The sequence below is a fragment of the Sphingomonas sp. AC522 genome, from assembly GCF_979258125.1.
This window is the reverse complement of sequence record NZ_OZ409836.1, coordinates 3,455,001-3,473,681: the sequence shown is the minus strand read 5'-3', so window position 1 is coordinate 3,473,681 and position 18,681 is coordinate 3,455,001. Positions and strand designations below refer to the sequence as shown.

General features: G+C 65.3%; 14 protein-coding genes and 1 rRNA gene (1 of these 15 cut by a window edge). 11 read left to right on the top strand and 4 right to left on the bottom strand.

From position 1 onward, the window contains the following. Positions 1 to 217: 217 nt before the first annotated feature. The gene (locus ACZZZM_RS17390; RefSeq protein ID WP_463596327.1) at positions 218 to 1,039 is read right to left on the bottom strand and encodes a response regulator; all 822 of its coding nucleotides are present in this window, start codon (positions 1,037 to 1,039) and stop codon (positions 218 to 220) included. Continuing rightward, on the bottom strand, positions 1,036 to 5,526 hold the full coding sequence (locus ACZZZM_RS17385) for a GAF domain-containing protein (RefSeq protein ID WP_463596326.1): 4,491 nt from the start codon (positions 5,524 to 5,526) through the stop codon (positions 1,036 to 1,038). The genes ACZZZM_RS17390 and ACZZZM_RS17385 overlap by 4 nt, the downstream gene beginning before the upstream one ends. 116 nt (positions 5,527 to 5,642) lie before the next feature. On the opposite strand from ACZZZM_RS17385, the gene ACZZZM_RS17380 reads away from it, so the two are divergent. From ACZZZM_RS17380 to ACZZZM_RS17340, 9 genes are all read left to right on the top strand, one after another. After that, positions 5,643 to 6,347: a LysR family substrate-binding domain-containing protein gene (locus ACZZZM_RS17380; protein WP_463596325.1), complete on the top strand. Its 705-nt coding sequence runs from the start codon at positions 5,643 to 5,645 to the stop codon at positions 6,345 to 6,347. A gap of 39 nt (positions 6,348 to 6,386) precedes the next feature. Then, positions 6,387 to 6,980: an NADPH-dependent FMN reductase gene (locus tag ACZZZM_RS17375; protein ID WP_463596324.1), complete on the top strand. Its 594-nt coding sequence runs from the start codon at positions 6,387 to 6,389 to the stop codon at positions 6,978 to 6,980. Then, positions 6,977 to 7,816: an HpcH/HpaI aldolase/citrate lyase family protein gene (locus ACZZZM_RS17370; protein WP_463596323.1), complete on the top strand. Its 840-nt coding sequence runs from the start codon at positions 6,977 to 6,979 to the stop codon at positions 7,814 to 7,816. The genes ACZZZM_RS17375 and ACZZZM_RS17370 overlap by 4 nt, the downstream gene beginning before the upstream one ends. Before the next feature lie 48 nt (positions 7,817 to 7,864). After that, positions 7,865 to 9,199 (top strand): histidine--tRNA ligase, encoded by a 1,335-nt coding sequence (hisS, locus tag ACZZZM_RS17365; protein WP_463596322.1) that lies wholly within the window; start codon positions 7,865 to 7,867, stop codon positions 9,197 to 9,199. Continuing rightward, the gene (gene prfA, locus ACZZZM_RS17360; RefSeq protein WP_463596321.1) at positions 9,196 to 10,266 is read left to right on the top strand and encodes a peptide chain release factor 1; all 1,071 of its coding nucleotides are present in this window, start codon (positions 9,196 to 9,198) and stop codon (positions 10,264 to 10,266) included. The genes hisS and prfA overlap by 4 nt, the downstream gene beginning before the upstream one ends. Continuing rightward, positions 10,263 to 11,075, top strand: a complete 813-nt coding sequence (gene prmC / locus ACZZZM_RS17355; RefSeq protein WP_463596320.1) for a peptide chain release factor N(5)-glutamine methyltransferase — start codon at positions 10,263 to 10,265, stop codon at positions 11,073 to 11,075. The genes prfA and prmC overlap by 4 nt, the downstream gene beginning before the upstream one ends. Positions 11,076 to 11,345: 270 nt before the next feature. After that, on the top strand, positions 11,346 to 12,254 hold the full coding sequence (locus tag ACZZZM_RS17350; RefSeq protein WP_463596319.1) for a DUF4167 domain-containing protein: 909 nt from the start codon (positions 11,346 to 11,348) through the stop codon (positions 12,252 to 12,254). A gap of 73 nt (positions 12,255 to 12,327) precedes the next feature. After that, positions 12,328 to 13,725: a DUF4139 domain-containing protein gene (locus ACZZZM_RS17345; protein WP_463596318.1), complete on the top strand. Its 1,398-nt coding sequence runs from the start codon at positions 12,328 to 12,330 to the stop codon at positions 13,723 to 13,725. Between the two features lie 7 nt (positions 13,726 to 13,732). Then, positions 13,733 to 15,265 carry a DUF4139 domain-containing protein gene (locus ACZZZM_RS17340; RefSeq protein WP_463596317.1) on the top strand — a complete coding sequence of 511 codons (1,533 nt, stop codon included), beginning with the start codon at positions 13,733 to 13,735 and terminating at the stop codon, positions 15,263 to 15,265. 127 nt (positions 15,266 to 15,392) lie between these two features. Here the strand turns inward: ACZZZM_RS17340 and ACZZZM_RS17335 are convergent, their stop codons facing one another. Beyond that, positions 15,393 to 15,692, bottom strand: coding sequence for a hypothetical protein (locus ACZZZM_RS17335; RefSeq protein ID WP_463596316.1), 300 nt, complete (start codon positions 15,690 to 15,692; stop codon positions 15,393 to 15,395). A 66-nt stretch (positions 15,693 to 15,758) separates the two neighbouring features. Between ACZZZM_RS17335 and ACZZZM_RS17330 the strand changes: the two genes are divergently transcribed. Then, on the top strand, positions 15,759 to 16,187 hold the full coding sequence (locus ACZZZM_RS17330) for a CBS domain-containing protein (RefSeq protein WP_463596315.1): 429 nt from the start codon (positions 15,759 to 15,761) through the stop codon (positions 16,185 to 16,187). A 106-nt stretch (positions 16,188 to 16,293) separates the two neighbouring features. On the opposite strand, the gene ACZZZM_RS17325 is transcribed toward ACZZZM_RS17330, so the two are convergent. Further along, positions 16,294 to 17,769 (bottom strand): lipopolysaccharide biosynthesis protein, encoded by a 1,476-nt coding sequence (locus tag ACZZZM_RS17325; protein ID WP_463596314.1) that lies wholly within the window; start codon positions 17,767 to 17,769, stop codon positions 16,294 to 16,296. Between the two features lie 636 nt (positions 17,770 to 18,405). Between ACZZZM_RS17325 and ACZZZM_RS17320 the strand changes: the two genes are divergently transcribed. After that, positions 18,406 to 18,681 (top strand): 16S ribosomal RNA (locus ACZZZM_RS17320) (it continues 1,211 nt past the right edge of the window).

The window sequence follows — 18,681 nt, the reverse complement described above, 5'->3', positions numbered from 1 at the left end:
AAGCGACCAAAATGCGTGTTTCCGGGGGGAGTTGGGGTGTGGAGAAAAAGAAGCGGCCACCCGGACGGTTGGTCCGGGTGGCCGCTATTGGCGCCGTCCTAGGGGGCGACTGGCGCTCGTACGCCGCCAAGGCCGGGGGGGTGGCTGGGCAGCGTGAGCGTCTTATGCAGGGGCTTGCAGATAATGTCCGCCGCACTGCGACAAGGGTGCGACGAACCTACAGCTTCAACCGATGCCGCACTTCGCTCCAGTGGCGGGGGCCGACGCGGACGACGGCGCCGGACTTGAGTTCCAGCGCCATGTGGCGGCCGATGGCGCTGACGCGCTGGACTGCGGCGGGGCGAACGAAGGCCGAGCGGTGGACGCGAATCATGTGCTTGGGGTCGAGCCCGTCCTCAAGCGCCGCCATGGTCACGCGGATCATGTGGCTGCGCTCGGGGGTGTGGAGCAGGGCGTAATCCTTGGCGGCCTCGATCCACTCGATCGTATCGACCGGGACGCGGATCTGGCCGCGCGTGGTCGGGATCCAGAACTCCTCGTGATAATTGCCGCGGAGCGCCGGGGCTTCGTCTTCGTCCTCGTCGTCGTCCAGGTCGTCGGCGCGATCGGCGCGGCTGAGGACAGTCGGTGCGGCAGAGACCGCGGCAAGGCGACGGAGCACCGAGCGGATGCGCGCGAGCAGCTCGCGCGGCTCGAACGGCTTCATGATGTAATCGTCGGCGCCGAGTTCGAGGCCGACAACGCGATCGATCACATCGCGGCGCGCGGTCAGCATGACTATGCCGAGATTGTCGTATTTGGCGCGCAGCCGCCGGGCGATGCTGAAGCCGTCTTCGTCGGGCATGGTCACGTCGAGCACGACCAGAGCGGGGACGCGGCGGAGCAGCAGCGCATCGAGATCGGCACCGCCGCCGGCCTCGCCGACTTCGATGCCCTGCTCGCGCAGATAGGCGGCGATCGGCTCGCGCAGATCCTCTTCGTCATCGACCATGACGATGTAGGGGGCGGGGGTCAGTTCGCTGGCGGGTTCGGTAGTCATGCGAGGTCCATCTGCTGAAGAAACCGATGCACGGCATCGGGCATGAAGGGCTTTTCGAGTACGGGGCGCTCGACGGCTTCCAGGAAGCGCGCGGCGGCGGTGCCGAGGGTGTCGCCGGTGGCAAAGGCCATGCGCTCGGCGAGATCGGGGCGTTCGGCCTTTAGCCAGGCATAGAGTTGCGGGCCGTCCATGCCGGGCATGCGCAAGTCACTGACGATCAGGTCGTAGTCGTCCTTTGCGAGGCGCTTCTGCGCGTCCGCGCCGCCGACGGCGACGTCGCAGACAAAGCCTTCGATCGAGAGGAAATCGGCGAGCGATTCGGCGATCTCCTGCTCGTCATCGACTACCAGCGCGCGGCGCACCGGTGCCTCGACCACTACAGGGGCCGGGGTCTGGAGCTCGGGCGCGCCCTGGGCCGGATCGACGGGAAGGGTGAGGCGGAAATGCGCGCCTTGCTCGCTCCGCAGCAATTCGAGCTTGCCGCCATGCGCTTCGGCCAGCCCCTGCGAGAAGGACAGGCCGACGCCCGTGCCCTCGCCCTGCGGCTTGGTGGTAAAAAAGGGCTCGAAGATGCGGCGATGCGCTTCCTCGGGAATGCCGGGGCCGTTGTCGATCACTTCGAGGATCACAGTGCCCGCGGTCTCGCCCTCGGCGGTGCGTAGCGTCAAGCGGCGATCGGGGCGGGCAGTATCGGACATCGCCTGCTGCGCATTGACCAGCAGATTGATGATGATCTGGTGGAGCTGATCCGAATCCGCCGAGATCGTCGGGAGGGCGGGCGCGAGCTCGCGAGTGCCGGCAATGCCGTCTGTGCGCAGGCCATATTCGGCGAGATCATAGGCTGCCATCGCCACGGAATTGAGATCGACGGGCTCGCGCTCGGGGCGCTTCTGCCGCGCCATTGCGAGGAAGGTCTGGACGATGCGCGCGCAGCGGTCGGCCGCCTTGCGGATCTTCTGCGCGCGCTCGGCGAGCTCGCCGCCTTGGGACTGGCGCTCCATCATCACGGCCTGGGCGACGACGATCGAGAGCGGGTTGTTGAGTTCGTGGCTGACGCCGGCGAGCAGCGAGCCGAGCGCGGACAATTTCTCGGTCTGGTAGAGCGTCTCGCGCGAGCGGGCGAGCGCCGCCTCGGCGCGCTTGCGCTCGGTCAAGTCGAGGATGAAACCGCCGGTGCGCGCCTGGCCCGCGCCGGTGATCGGAAAGACCATCGACAGGACCTGGGTGTCGTTGCCCAGGATCTCGCCGATCGAGATTTCGGCGCTTGCGACCTGACCCGACAAAGCAAGTTGCTCAAGCCGTCGCGTCTCGGCGGCAATGCGCGGCGGGAAGATCTCGTCGGCATGCGCGCCCTGGACTTCCTCGCGGGTACGGCCGAGGCCCTTGGCGAATTCCGGATTGACGCGGATATAGCGGCCGTCGCCATCCTTGAGATGCATCGCCACGGGGGCGTTTTCGAGGAAGGCGGATAGCTGTGCCTCGCTTTCGGCCAGCCGCTCCTCCGAATGGGCGCGTTCGAGCACCGCCAGGGTGCGATCGGCGAGATCGCGTACGAGATCGACTTCCTCGTCGGTCCAGCGGCGCGGGGCGGCATGCTGCACCGAAAGCACCCCCACGATCTCCTCGCCGCGCATCATCGGCAGCGTCAGCACCGCATGGATGTTGAGGCTATCGAACAGCGGCTTGTTGGTTTCGTCGAAGCGCGGATCATTGGCGGTGTCGTCGACGCGGACCGGCAATCCGCTCGAATGCGCCGCAGCGAGCTTGGCGCCGAGGACGCTGAGCGGATAGCGCTCGTTGGTCTGGCTCAGCACTCCTTCGGTCCATTCCTGGAGCACGCAGAGTTCCTCGCCGCCCTTGATCGTCTCGGCGAAATTGGTGCGCATGACGCCCAGATGATCGCCGAGGGCCGAAAGCGTCTCGCCGAGGATTTCGCGGGCGTTGGTGCGGGTGCGGATGCGATCGTTCCACGCGACGAGAAAGGCCTGGTTGCGCTCGCGCGCCTGGAGAGCAGCTTCGGCCTGGGCGCGTTCGAGCGTCACCCAGGCGCGCTCGGCCACGTCGCGCATCAGCTGGAGTTCGCTTTCGCGCCACTGGCGCGGATTCTTGTCGTGCACCGAGAGGATCGAGCGCATCTGCCCGTCCTGCACCAGAGGCACGCTGATGAAAGCGCGGATGCTGGTTTCGCGATAGCGCTTGGCCGCGGCCTTATCGACGCGGGGATCGCCGACGACATCGTCATAGCAGACCAGATCGCCGCTCACCCATTCCTTATCGACCGAGGCGCTGATGCTGCCCAGGGTGATGCGCGCGCCGAGATTGCTGGAGACGCCATCGCGCCATTCGCCGGACACCGTAAAGACGCGGCCGGCGGCATCGCTTTCCGAGTAGGTTGCCCGGGTGATGCCGAGATGCTGGCCGAGCCATTCGAGCGTGGTCGCCATGATCGCCTGGGGGCTGGTCTCGCGGCGGACCTTGTCGCTCCAGGCGATAAGGAAGGCCTGGTGCCGCTCGCGTTCCTGGAGCGCGGTCTGGACGCGCGCGCGTTCGAGCGCGACCCAGGTGCGCTCGGCAATGTCGCGCATCAGTTGAATTTCGTTCTCTCGCCAAATGCGAGGGCTGCTCTGCTGGATCGAAAGCGCCGAGCGCATCGCGCCGCCCTGGACGAGCGGGACCGACACGAAGGCGGCAATCTGCGCGCCCAAATAGCGGTCGATCGCTGCCTGTTCGAGCCGGGGATCCTCGACATTGTCGTAGCGGATGACTTCGCCGATCGTCCATTCGCGGTCCACCGCGGCGCCGACATTCTCGAGATAGAAGCTGTTGCCGCGGATCGACGACACCTGGTCGCGCCATTCGCCGGTGACCGTGAAGCGCCGGCCGCTGGTATCGCATTCGGCATAAGTGGTGCGACTGGCGCCGAGATGCTGGCCGAGCCATTCGAGCGTGACGGCCATGATTGCGTCGGGGCAGGTCTCGCCGCGGACGCGGTCACTCCAGTCGATCAGAAAGGCCTGGTGGCGCTCGCGCTCGGCGAGCTCGGCCTGGGCGCGGGCGCGCTCGAGGCTGACCCAGGTGCGCTCGGCAATGTCGCGGAGCAACTGAATCTCGCTGTCTCCCCAATGCCGGGGCTCCCGGTGCTGGACCGAGAGCGCGGAGCGGACGCGGCCATTCTCGATGAGGGGGACGCTGACGAACGCATGGATCTGCGCGCCGAGATAAGCGGGGACATTGGCCGCATCGATGCGCGGATCGGTGGCGACATCGTCGTAGCGGACGATCGAACCCGCGAGCCATTCCCGCTCGACGGTCTCGCCGACATCGTCAAGCGAGAAGCTGGTATTGGCGATGCTGAGCACTTCCGGATCGCGCCATTCGCCGAGGATCGAAAAGACGCGGCCTGCTGGATCGCTTTCCGAATAGGTTGCGCGGGTGATGCCGAGGTGGCGGCCAAGCCATTCGAGCGTGACGTGCATGATCGCCTGCGGGCTGGTTTCGCCGCGGACGCGGTCGCTCCAGTCGATGACAAAGGCCTGGTGGCGCTCGCGCTCCTGCAGCGCAGCCTCGGCGCGGGCGCGGGCCAGCGCCGCCCAGACGCGCTCGGCCAGCTCCTCGGCCAGCTCGATCTCGTCCTCGCTCCAGCGGCGCGCGACCGTATCGAGCACCGCGATCATCGCGACGGGCTTGCCTTCCTTGACGATCGGCACATTGATGCTCGATCGCACGCCCATCAGATCGGCGGCGTGCTGGACGGGATCGTCGGCGCCGCGGCCGAGACTGATATTGTCCTCGACGACGCGACTCTCGGTCCAGCTGTGGCGCTCGGCGAGCGCGGCGAATGCCTGGATCAGGCTGAAGCGCGCGGAAGGGTTGCTCTGCTCGATGCCGTCCAGGGCGTGGAACACCTGGAGCGTGGCGGGATCGCCATCCACGGTCTCGCCATAAAGGAAATGCGGGATCGCCATGTGCTCGACGAGCAGCCCGGCGAGGATGCCGAGGATCGCCGCCGGCTGGTTCTGATCACGCGATCGATCGTGGAAGGCGCGGAGCACTGCCTGGCGGCGATCGTGCGCGCGGCGCTCGCTCAAATCGATCTGGACGCCGCACCAGCGCGAGATCGCGCCCTGTTCATCGCGGATCGGCACGGCCTTGCTGAGATAAGGCCGATAGACTCCGTCGCGCCCGCGCATGCGCAGATTGACTGCCGCGGTCTCGCCCTCGGCGCGCATCCGGTCCCATAAGGCCAATGCTACGGGCAAGTCCTCGGGATGGCAGACCCCGCTGGCATCGCCGCGTTCGGCCGAAGTGCCGTCGAACATGTCGTGCCATTGCTGGTTGGCCCAGATCAGCCGGCCCTTGTCGTCGCCGACCCAGCACAGGCCCGGGATGTTTTCGGCGAGATGACGGAACTGCTCCTCGCTCTCGCGCAGGGTCAGCGCGTCGAGCGACTCTAGTCCGGCAAATGACTCGCCTCTCCGGTCGTGCATCTGGTGGGTCCCCTCGGGGCCATTTGTAGCGCGAAGTCGTTACGGTGCTAATAGGCGGTTTGACGTACCCGTCGCGGCGCCTTGCACTTTCGTCGCAGCTTCGTCGCACTCGTCGCATGACGCAACACGGCACCGCGGAATCGCGCATCCCTAATTTGATGGAAAGCGTACCCGCCGGTTCCGGCACGATTTTCGCCGGCAAGGGCAGCCCGGAACAGCATGATCTAGCGGTCGGCTGCTTTGCCTCGATCTGCCGAGACCGGCTGGCGGACGAATTGCTCGAATTCTCGCGCGTCTGTCCCAAGGTCGATATCGGCGTGCACGAAATGGGGCGAGGTGCGCTGCTTGCCTCGCTTCGGCGCGGGGACTTGTCGCTCGCGGTGCTGCCGGGCGACGATGAACCGGGGACGCGTTCGCAGGAAGTGTGGCACGATCGCGTGATGGTCGCGGCACCGCACGGGCATGCGCTGACAGTCAAGCCAGCAGTTCTTCCCGCCGATCTGCGCGACCAGCCCTTGCTCGTGTCGCGCCAGCAATATGGCACGGACATGCACCGCTTCCTCGCGCGGATGATCATGCCCGCGGGCGCGGCGCTCGATGCGACGATCGTCGATGTCGGCCCGGCGCGGCTGATCGAGCGCGTGGCGGCGGGGGCGGGCGTAACGTTGATCTGCGAGAGCCATGTCGCACATCTTGCTGCGGATGTGACCGTGCTCCCCATTTTCGCGAACGGCGCGCGCTTTCCGGTGCGCGCTTATTGGACCGATGCCGAGCCGCAATGGCCGCTATCGGCGTTGATCGGCAGTCTCACGCATCGCTAACCTCTGGCGTTCGCCCCCGGTTCGGGGCAACAGGCAGGGATGCAGACCGAAAAGCAGGCACCGCTTATCGTAGGGCTGGGCGGGACCGTTGCCGCCGCCAGTTCCTCGGAACGGATCACGCGCAAGATACTAGAGGCATGCGAGGCGCGCGGCGCGCGGACGCGGCTGTTCGCGGGCCCCGAACTCGATTTCCCGACCTATGGCACCAGCGACGACCGCTGCGACAATGCCCGCGAGCTGGTGAGCGCGCTGCGCGAGGCGGGCGGGGTGGTGATCGTCTCGCCGGGCTATCACGGCACGATCTCGGGCATGCTCAAGAACGCGCTCGATTACGTCCAGGACATGGCGAAGGACGAGCGGCCCTATCTCGACGGGCGTGCAGTGGGTCTCGCCTCGGTCGCGGCGGGGTGGCAGGCGACCGGCAGCACGCTGGCGACCCTGCGCGCGATTGCGCATGCGCTGCGGGGGTGGCCGACGCCGCTGGGGGTGACGATCAATTCGCTCAATCCGGTGTTCGACACGCAGGGCCATTTCGCCGACGCTGCGGTGCAGGGGCAGGTCTCGGCGATGGCGGACCAATTGATGGAATTCGCGCATATGCGCGCGCTGGCGCGGGAGAGCGCCGGCAAATGAGACTGCGCTCGCTGCTATTCGTGCCCGGCGACCGGCTGGAGCGCTTTGCCAAGGCCGAGGCGAGCGGCGCTGACGCGTTGATTCTCGATCTCGAGGATTCGGTGGCACCCGAGAAGAAGCCCGAAGCGCGCGCGGCGGTGGCGGCCTGGCTGGGGGGCGAGCGGCGGACGGCGTGCCTGGTGCGGATCAACCCGATCGACGGCGGCGAGGCGCGGGCAGACCTGGACGCGGTGCTGACGCAAAAGCCCGACGGGATCGTGCTGCCCAAGGCCGAGGGCGTGGCTTCGGTGCGGACGCTGGTGAGCATGGCGTGGGGCGCGTGCCCGCCGATCCTGCCGATCGCGACCGAGACTCCGGCGGCGGTATTCGCACTCGGCGACTATGCCGAGGTTGCGGGGCATCTGATGGGTCTGACCTGGGGCGCGGAGGATCTGCCCGCGGCGATCGGCGCGGCGAGCTCGCGCGAGGAGGATGGCAGCTATACCGCGCCCTATCAGATGGTGCGATCGCTGACCTTGTTCGGGGCGCATGCCGCGGGGGTGGCGGCGATCGAGACGGTTTATCCCGACATCGCGGATGCCGAAGGGCTGGCGGCTTATGTGGCGCGTGGTCGGCGTGATGGATTTACCGGCATGATGGCGATCCATCCGGCGCAGGTGGCGGTCATCAATGCGGGTTTCACGCCGAGCAAGGCTGAGATCGAGCATGCCCGCGATGTGATCCGGGCCTTTGCCGACAATCCCGGGGCGGGGGCGCTCAAGTTGGGCGGCAAGATGATCGATCAGCCGCATCTCAAGCAGGCCAGGGCTTTGCTGGCGCGCGCCGCGGCGGAATAATTCTCCCGCGTTGCAGGCTTCGGCGAACCTGCTAGTAACCCCGCCGCAATGGCACGTATCGAAACGCCCAAGCGCATCCGGGGGACCCAGGACATTTTCGGCGAGGAGCAGCGGCGGTTCGCCGCGGTCCTCGACGCATTCGACCGCGTGCGCCGTCTTTATTGCTTCCAGCGCGTGGAAACCCCCGTATTCGAAGCCACCGGCGTGTTCGCGCGTTCGATGGGCGAGACTTCGGATGTGGTCTCGAAAGAGATGTACACGTTCGAGGATCGTGGCGGGGATTCGATCACGTTGCGGCCCGAATTCACAGCGGGAATCGCGCGCGCCTTCATTACCGAGGGCTGGCAGCAACATGCGCCGATGAAGCTGGTCACCAGCGGTGCGGTGTTCCGCTACGAGCGCCCGCAAAAGGGACGCTTCCGCCAGTTTCACCAGATCGACGCCGAGATTATCGGCGCGGCCGAGCCTGCGGCGGATGTCGAATTGCTGGTGCTTGCGGATCAGCTGCTGCGCGAGCTGGGCATTTCGGAGGGCGTGACGCTGCAGCTCAATACTTTGGGCGATGCCGAGACGCGGGATGCCTGGCGGGCGGCGCTGGTGGCGCATTTCGAGAAGCACCGCGGGGAATTGTCCGAAGACAGCGTGACTCGCCTGGAGAAAAACCCGCTGCGGATCCTGGATTCCAAGGATCCGCGCGACCGGCCGATCGCCGACAGCGCGCCGGGGATCGATGGCTTTTTGACCGAAGAGGCTGCGGCGTTCTTCAAGGCGGTGACCGACGGGCTTGATGCCGCGGGCGTGGCGTGGACGCGCAACGACCGGCTGGTGCGCGGGCTCGATTATTACCGGCACACTGCGTTCGAGTTCGTCACCGACCGGCTGGGCGCGCAGGGGACGGTGCTGGCTGGCGGGCGCTATGATGGGCTGATTGGCTCGCTGGGCGGGCCGGAGACGCCGGGGGTGGGCTGGGCTGCTGGGGTCGAGCGGCTGGCGATGCTGATGGATTACACTCCCGTTGAACGGCCGACGGTGGTTGTTACTGCCAATAGCGACGCATTGAGCGACAAGGTCACGGCGCTTACCACCTCGCTACGCAGAGAGGGGATCGGCGCAGACTCAGTTCTTGGCGGTTCTTCTAAGAAAAGATACGATAAGGCTCAGGGCAAGAACCCATCACTGATTTTCATCGTTGTTGAACCTCAACACTCGGTCGCGAGCGACTTAATTTACATTGACGTTAAGCGCGGTAAAGGCGGTGGAACGCTGGATGGCATCGCTGCGGAATCGTTATCTAGGCAGCTACTCATTCGAGTCGGCGATCTTGCGCGCCTTTCGCACGAAGAGCTTATGTACGCAGATGTAGCGGTTACATTGCACTCATGAACATCCCCCCCGATCGCATAGCCGCCATCGAGGCGCGGCGGGATGAGTTGCAGGCGCTGATGGCGACCGGCGACTTGCCCGGGGACAAGTTCGTCGCGGTCTCCAAGGAATATGCCGAATTGGAGCCGGTCGCGAAAGCGGCCGGAGAAGTGCGGCGGCTGCGGGCGGAGCTCGAAGTGCTGATCGGCATGGAAGCCGATGGCGACGAGGAATTGCGCGAGATGGCGCGCGAGGAGATCGATTCGCTCAAGCTGACGATCCCACATGCCGAGCGGGCGCTGGCGCTGTCGCTGCTGCCCCGCGACGCCGCCGATGAGCGCGCGGCGATGCTCGAAATCCGCGCCGGCACCGGGGGTGACGAGGCGGCTTTGTTCGCGAGCGACCTGTTCCGAATGTACCAGCGTTATGCCGAGGGGCAGGGCTGGCGGGTCGAGCTGATTTCGTCCTCATCCTCGGATTCGGGTGGGTTCAAGGAAGCGATCGCCTCGGTCGAGGGCAAGGGGGTGTTCGCCCGGCTGAAGTTCGAAAGCGGTGTCCACCGCGTGCAGCGCGTGCCGGCGACCGAGACGCAGGGGCGGATCCACACCTCGGCAGCCACGGTGGCGGTGCTGCCCGAGGCCGAGGAAGTCGATATCAAGATCGACGACAAGGATCTGCGCATCGACATCTACCGTTCGTCGGGGCCGGGCGGGCAATCGGTCAACACGACGGACAGCGCCGTGCGCATCGTCCATATCCCGACCGGGCTGACCGTGATCCAGCAGGACGAGAAATCGCAGCACAAGAACAAGGCCAAGGCGATGAAGGTGCTGCGCACGCGCCTGTACGAGCAGGAACGCGAGCGGCTGCATGCCGAGCGGGCCGGCGCACGCAAATCGATGGTCGGCTCGGGCGATCGTTCGGAGCGGATTCGCACCTATAATTACCCGCAAGGGCGCGTGACCGATCATCGGATCAATCTGACGCTGCACCGGCTTCCCGAGATCATGCAGGGTGACATGGGCGAACTGCTGGGTGCGTTGATCTCGCAGGACGAGGCCGACCGGCTGGCGCAGCTGGATTCATGATCCGCGCGGCGCTCGCGGCCGCGACTCAGCGCCTTGCCGAAGTCAGCGACACACCGCGGCTCGATGCTGAACTATTGATGGCGCATGCGCTGGGGGTAGAGCGCGATGCATTGTTGCTCGGCTATCTCGATGCGGATGTGCCCGAGGGATTCGCGGCATTGATCGAGCGGCGGATGCTCCACGAGCCGATCGCGTACATCACCGGCACGCGAGGGTTCTGGTCGATCGAGTTGGCAGTGGGGCCGGGGGCACTGATCCCGCGGCCGGACAGCGAAGCGGTGATCGAGGCGGCGATCGAGCATTTCGGCTTGCACGCGCCGGCGACGATCCTGGATCTCGGGACGGGTCCGGGGACGCTGTTGCTCGCGGCGCTAGACCACTGGCCGGACGCGCGCGGACTCGGAGTGGACCAGTCCGACGCGGCATTGGGCTATGCGCGGGTCAATGCACAGCGGCTGGGTCTGGCGGATCGGGCGGAGTTTCAGCTTGGCGACTGGGCCACTGGCATCGATGCGCGATACGATCTGATCCTCTGCAACCCGCCTTATATCGGCACGCATGAAGCGATTGGCGAGGACGTCCGGCGCTTCGAGCCGGCGTCCGCTTTGTTCGCGGGCGAGGATGGGCTCGACGATTACCGGATCATCCTTCCCCAGCTCCGCGGCTTGCTCGCGCCCGGCGGCGCGGCGGTGCTGGAGATCGGCTGGACGCAGATGGATGCGGTTTCGGCGCTTGCTCTCGATCAAGGCTTTTCGTCGTGCGGGCGAAAAGACCTGGGCGGGCGTCCCAGAGCGGTTCTGCTTACTTGAATCTCGGTGTGGACAACCCATATTTGTGCTTGGAGTTTAGTGTTGCACCCGCTAAGACAGTGCGCGGGGCAGGGTAGCTTTCTCACACAAAGCCACTGAACGAATGGGCGGTAAAACGCTCAGCTCCACTCCATAGTCAGTGCGCTGCTGCAGTCCGGCAGCCATGGCACGCAAATGCATCCGGTGAGGGGCATTTGCACAGGTAACTTGCATCCGGGACCCGTGATGGACCGACGGACGGCTTAGTAAAGACAGGACATACAGACCTTGATGAACAATCGTCAGGCTAACAACGGCCGCCGTCGCGGCCGTGGCGGTCAGCAGCGTCCCGGTGGCGGTAATTCCGGCCAGCAGGGCAATGGCAACCGCATCGACAATCGCGCGCGCGGCAATGCGGCGCAGCTGCTTGAGAAATACAAGAACCTCGCCTCCGACGCGCAGCGCCAGGGCGACCGTGTGAACGCGGAATATTATCTGCAGTTCGCCGACCATTATTTCCGTGTGCTGAGCGAGACCCGCTCGCGCTTCGAGGAACAGAACCCCCAGGCCCGCCGTCCGCAGGAAGCGAATGACGACCAGGACGAGGATTTCGACTACGAAGCCGAAGGCAATCGCAGCGACGAACAACCGCGCGAAGAACGGCAGCAGCGCGACTATCGCGAGCCGCGTGAAGTTCGTGGCAACGACCGTGATCGCGATGGTGACCGTGAAGGCCGGGGCCGCGAAGAGCGCAGCCGCGACGATCGCGAGCCGCGCCGCAATGGCCGCGCCAACGGCAACAACTATGCGAATGGGAACAGCCAGGAAGGGGAGCCGGGCACCCAGGAAAGCTATGGCGAAGCACGCCAGGAGCGCCCGATGCGGGCGGAGCGAGCAGAACGCGCCGAGCGTCCCGAGCGCCAGACCGATCGTGGGGAACGAGCCGAGCGCCCGGAACGCCAGGCCGATCGTCCGGAACGTGCCGAGCGTGAAGAGCGCCCGCGCCGGGCCGCGCGCCCGCGCCGAGACGAAGTTCGTGCCGAAGCACCAGCTGAGGATCATGGCATCGACGTAGCGGTGCTGCCGCCTGCTTTTGGTGCCGAGCTTTCGTCGAGCGCCGATGAGGCGGAAGAGCCGGTCAAGAAGCCGCGCCGCCGCCGGGTCGTCCGCAGCGACGATGCCGAAGCGACCAGCGCCTGACATTCCGCTTAGGGCCTAGCCCTTCGCAATCAAACTGCTAGCATCCTCTCCGATCACAGTCGGGGAGGATGTTATGCGTTTGGCGGCACTCGTTCTGGCGGCCTTGCCCGCCACTGCGCAGGCACAGACCGCTCCGGCCGATCCCGATGCGAGTGCGCAGGGCGAAGTCGCAGTCACGATCTACAATAACGATCTGGCGCTGGTGCAGGACAAGCGCACGCTGAGCCTGCCGAACGGGCGCACGCGTCAGGAATTTCCCGATGTCTCTGCGAACATCCGTCCCGAGACGGTGACGCTGACTGGAAGCGGCATCGCCATCGTCGAGCAGAATTTCGATTTCGACCTGCTCACGCCCGAAAAACTGATGAGCAAGGCTGTCGGCCGCGACGTGACACTGGTTTCGCGCAATCCTGAGACCAAGGCCGAGACTCGCGAGCAGGCGCGGGTGCTGGCGAACAATGGCGGCACGATCGTCCAGATCGGCAACCGCATCGAGATACTCGACCGGATGAATGCGCGCGTGGTCTTTGCCTCGCTGCCGCCCAATCTGCGCGCGCGGCCGACCCTGTCGGTAACCCTGGACAGTGCGAGCGCAGGCGCACGGCCGGTGACGCTCAACTATCTCTCGCGCGGGCTGGGCTGGAAGGCGGACTATGTCGCTCTGTTCGACGAGACCGCAGGCAAGATCGACGTCCAGGGCTGGATCACGCTGACCAACAATAGCGGCACGACCTTCAGCAAGGCGAGCACGCTGCTGGTGGCGGGTGCGGTGGGCGATGGGCAGAACAGCCGCCCGCGCAACTGGCGGCCGCCGGTGCCGCCGGGCAATGCGGCGGGGACCGAGAGCGCGGGCCGCGAGCGGCTGGGCGACTTCTATGTCTATCCGCTCGCCGAGCGCACGACGATCGCCAACGCCCAGCAGAAGCAGGTCAGCTTCCTCGATGTCGGTGGTGCGCCCGCTGGCAAAGCCTATTATTACCGCAATGCTTGGCTCAGCCGCAGTGACGAAGCGCAGAGCGCGGATACGGTGCTGCGCTTTTCCTCGTCGCGCGAGGGCGGGCTGGGCGATGCGCTGCCGGCGGGGACGGTGCGCGTCTATATGCGTGATGTGCGGGGGCAGCCGCAATTCATCGGCGAGAGCAATATCGGCCACACGCCAATGGGATCGCGGCTGGCGCTCAAGACCGGCGAGGCCTTCGACGTGAAGGTGCAACCCACGGTCGAAAAGCGCGAGCGGGTGAGCGATACCAGGTGGCGCACTACGATGCGCTACCGCGTGACCAATGCGCGCGATGCGGCGGTGACGGTGGAGCTGGCGCAAGGCGGGCTCGACAGCTGGTGGAAGGACACGCGGATCGAGAGCGAGTCCTTAGCGAGCGACCGGACAAATGCCGACGAGGCGCTGTGGAAGGTTGCAGTGCCGGCAAATGGCGAGACGATCGTCACCGCCGTCTTCCTCACACGTTACTGACCGGGCGATGCGCGCGCTTCTGGCGTTGCTGGCGCTTGCCGCCGCATGGACTGGGGGAGCGGCGCGCGCGCAGACGGTCACATCCGAGGGGCCGGACACTGTCTCGGTCTCGATCTACCGCGCGCCCTATCGCAGCCCCGGTGCCGAGCTCGAGCTGGGCTGGCTGCAAGGCTATGCGCTGATCACCGAGACGCGGACGGTGACGATCCCCCAGGGGCGCGCAGTGATCCGTTTCGAGGGAGTGGCGGGGCGGATTTTGCCGGAAAGCGCAATCGTCACCGGTCTGCCCGACGGCGTGCGCGAGAAGAACATGGACGCCGACCTGCTGTCCGAGCGCAGCCTGTACGAGCGCAGCCTCAACCGGCCAGTGACGATCCGCCGCACCCGCGACGGCAAGGTGACCGAGGAGCGGGCGATCATCCGCTCGGGCGCAGACGGGGCGGCGATCTTCGAGACCGCGGGCGGCTTCGTCGCGGCGGATTGCCGGCAGAACGACGCAATCGTCTACGACAAGGTGCCTGCGGGGCTTTCGGCCAAGCCGACGCTGTCGATCGAGACCGAAAGCCCGCGTTCGGGGCAGGTCACGCTGACGCTTTCCTATCTCGCCTGGGGCTTCGACTGGCAGGCCAATTATGTCGCGACGGTGCGTCCCGACGGAAAGAGCGCCGATCTGGTCGCCTGGGTGACGCTGGCCAATGGCGATGTCACCAGCTTCGAGAATGCCGAGACGATGGCGATCGCCGGGCGGCCGAACCGCGAAGACGGCGACGAGCCGCAGGCGCCGCGGGCGGAACCGCTGAGCTTTCGCTGCCTTGCGCTGCCGGCACCGGCGGATGCGATCGTGGCCGAAGATATCGGCAGGTTCCCGGACGGCAATCTCGCGCAGGCGCTACCGGCACCGGCAATGATGCGCGCGGAAAGCGATCAGGAAATCGTCGTCACCGGATCGCGCGCGACGCAGGAGGATCTGGGCGACCTCAAGCTTTATCGCATCCCGCACAAGACCAATGTAGCGTCGATGAGCCAGAAGCAGGTGGCGCTGCTCGATAACCCCTCGGTGCCGGTCGAAGTCATTTATCGCAGCCGGATCGACGACGACGACCTCGACGACAGCGACTCCGTTTGGATCGTGCTGCGTGCGCAGAACAAGAAGGACAAGGGGCTCGGCCTGCCGCTGCCGCAGGGGATGGTCGCGGTGTTCGAGCCGCTGGGCGAGCGGCGGCTGCTGGTTGGCGAAGGTTCGATCGCGGACAAGGCGATCGGCGAGGAAGTCGAAGTCGAATTGAGCGCCGCTACCCAGGTGCACGCAGCGATCGAAACCGGTCCGGATGGCAAGGATTGGAGGGAGCATGTCCTTATCGTCACCAATGCCAGCCCCTTTCCGGTGCGTTACGAGGCAGAGCTGGACATCAGCGATTCGTACAAGTTGCAGAAGACCTCGGTGCGCCTGATCCGCCGCAAAAGCCGCGACGTCTGGATCGTGGATGTGCCGGCGAACGGCACGGCGCGGCTCAGCTACCGGTTGCGGGATGTGGATTAGTCGAGATCCTCGCCGCTAGGGAGAAGTGGCAGCCGCAGGCTGTCGGAGGAGGTCTGGAATCATGCTCGTTCCGCGTCCTCCCCCTCCGTCGCTGCGCGACACCTCCCCCTGGCGGGGGAGGATTTTGTCAGTCGAGGTCGACTTCGCCCTTGAGCGGATCCTTGACCTGTTCGTCATGCCCGCTGCCCGAGCTCAGGAACATCAGCCCCATCAGCGCCGCGGTCATCATGATCGTGAAGAAGGTGCCGAGCACGGTGGCGATCACGACATGGATGGTGAGTTCGCCGAGCGACCACCGCATCATGCCGACCGCGACCAGGCTGGCGAGTGCTGCGACGCCCGCCATCCACCATAATATCCGCTTGAACCGGCCCCATGCGAAGGCAGCATAGCGCGGATCGTCCAAGCCTGTTTCGGGCTCACCCATGTTTTTGCAATTGGGTTCGAATCATGGGAGAAACAACCGCCTGGACCCAAATTTGAGGAGACGGCGATGACCATCGCAGCAATCCTGGGGGGAAAAGGGCACGACGTGGTGTCGATCGGTGCAAACAGCACCGTGGCGGAGGCGGTGCAATTGCTTGCCGCGCGCCGGATCGGCGCAGTGCCCGTGTTCGACGGCGAGGCAGTGCTCGGCATATTCTCCGAGCGCGACGTGATCCACAGCCTGGAGCGGGACGGCGCGGCGGCGCTCGACCGGCGCGTGTCCGAAGTGATGACCTCTCCGGCGATTACGGTGCGGCCCGACGAATCGATCCTCGGCGCACTCGCACTGATGACGCAGCGCCGGATCCGCCATCTGCCGGTGGTCGAGGGCGGCCGATGCATCGGGCTGGTTTCGATCGGCGATCTGGTGAAGCACCGGATCGATCGGATCGAATCCGAGGCCGAGGCGATGCGGAGCTATATTCAGTCGGTGTAGAATCTGGACTCCGGCTGCATGACACTCAGCTGACGCCATCGCGAGTGGTCTCAAAATAGGGACAGTCCCCTTTTTGCGTCGCGCCAGATCTGACTGTCGATACAGCCTAACCGCGCCGCTTGCGGATCATGTCGAAGACCTGGTGCAGCGTCGGCCGCGCGAAGATGGCAAGCCAGGCACCATAGGCCGCGGCGCCGGTGATGACGAGCAAGGCCAGGCGGGCGAGCGCGGGCAGCGCCGGGAGCATTTGCCCGACCAGCATCACGACCAGCGCCATCGCGACTGCGGCGAGAGCGGGCGGAGTCACTGCATCGACCAGATCGCGCAGGCGGACGCCGATCACCGGCAGCGTGCGCCATGTCGAGATGCCGAGATAGAGCGGATACGCGACGAACCATGCGGCGATCAGCCCGAACACACCCCAATGCACCCCGACCAGGAATGCCGCGGGAAGCAGGATCGCGCCGGCGATGCCGTTCTGCGCGCCGATGCCGGGGCGGCCGCATGCGTCGGTCGCCGGGGAATAGAGGGTCTGCAGCGTCATCATCGGCATTGCGAGCGCAAGCCAGTGCACGATCGGCGCCGCCTCGAGCCACTTAGGTCCGAGCACGACTTCGACCAGCGGCTCGGCGACGGCGGCGAGCCCAAGATAGAACGGCAGCGCCACGACCATGATCAGTCGCGCCGACTTTACGAAGGCCGAGCCGACCGCGGCCTTGTCGTTCTTCAGCCGCGCATAGGCAGTGAAGGCGACCTCGTTGAGCGGAGGCACGAACTTCGAGACGAAGATCTGGGTGAGGAACAGGCTGGTGGTGTAGATGCCCAGCGTGTGCGGATCGAACAGGCGGCCAGCGATGAACACGTCGGCCTGGCTCTGGACGAACCAGAAGATCTGCCCGAACGCCATCACTCCGCCATAGCGCGCAATGTCGCTGGCGCCGCGAAAGTCGAAGCTCGGCAGCATCAGCGAATTCGCGGCCCAGGTCATCCCGAACGCGCGCACGACGAAAAGGGCTATGGGTGCCAGCACCAAGGTCCAGACGCCGAGCCCGGCATAAGCGCCGGCGAGCGCGGCGACCGCACCGGCCAGCCCCGACACGAAATTGACCTTGGCCTGCTTCTTGAAGTCCATCTCGCGGGCGAGCAGCGCATAAGGGAGCGCGATGAAGGGCGTGGCGATATATAGCAGCGCCTGCACGCGCAGGAGATCGGCGACCATCGGCTGGCGATAATAAGCCGCAGCTACGGGGGCGGCGAGGAACTGGGCCAGGCCCAATGCCAGGTTGAGCAGGATCAGCATGCCGAACAGCTGGCGCTGGGCATGGCGCCCCGCATCGCCGCGCTGGATCAGTGCACTGGCCAGCCCGTAGCCATTGAGCATGTTGAGTAGGACCAGGACGACCTGGGTCATGGCGAACAGACCATAGTCGCTGGGGCTGAGCACCCGGATCACGATGAAGGTCGATGCCCAGGTGAGCAGCTGCCCCGCGATCTGCGTCCCGGAACGCCAGATCACGGCGCTCCGCACTTGATCGCGCAACTGGGGTTCGGTGTCGCCCTGCAGGGCTGCGGCTTCGCTCATGTGCGCGCTATGCGCCCGCGTGCCTTTATGCGCCGTAAACTGCGCGGCGGAGCGGCGGTCGAATCAGCAATCGCGGGGGGGAAGGGCGATTCATGGGACTGAATCGCTCGATCGGGCGTTTTTCAGAGGGTTCGAGTGGGATTTAACCCCTGATTCGACGCCTGATTCGGCCGATGCACAGGACCCAATGCCTTAATGACGCTCGTCTGCATTGCTGCGCAAACGAAAAAAACGGCGGTTTTCTGCGGGTTTCGGGGCCTGTTTCGAAAAAAAGACAGAAAGTTTTAAATCGCTGTTGACCGAATCAGAAGCCGCGCATAGAAGCCACTCCACCGACGCGGTGCTCTTCAACGGGGCCGCCGAGTTGGTCACCAAAAACCAGGCGCCAGACCGCCCCACCAAAAAGGGGGTAAGGTACGGCGTCGGTGTTTTGCGCTCTTTGACATTGTGATTTAGATGAAGGGACATGTGGGCGGCGGCCCCGGACCCAACGGCTTCAAGGCGTTGGTAATTCGGTAAAGCTAAGTCGCTCTACATAGTCCTAACACGTTTCCATACGTAATAAGATTTTGTGCAGAGCGGCTCCTTGAAATGAGCGGTTCGGTCAGGGCATTCCACCTCGGCCGTATCGTACATAAACTTGAGAGTTTGATCATGGCTCAGAATGAACGCTGGCGGCATGCCTAACACATGCAAGTCGAACGAAGCCTTCGGGCTTAGTGGCGCACGGGTGCGTAACGCGTGGGAATCTGCCCTTGGGTTCGGAATAACTCACCGAAAGGTGTGCTAATACCGGATAATGACGTAAGTCCAAAGATTTATCGCCCAAGGATGAGCCCGCGTAGGATTAGCTAGTTGGTGAGGTAAAAGCTCACCAAGGCGACGATCCTTAGCTGGTCTGAGAGGATGATC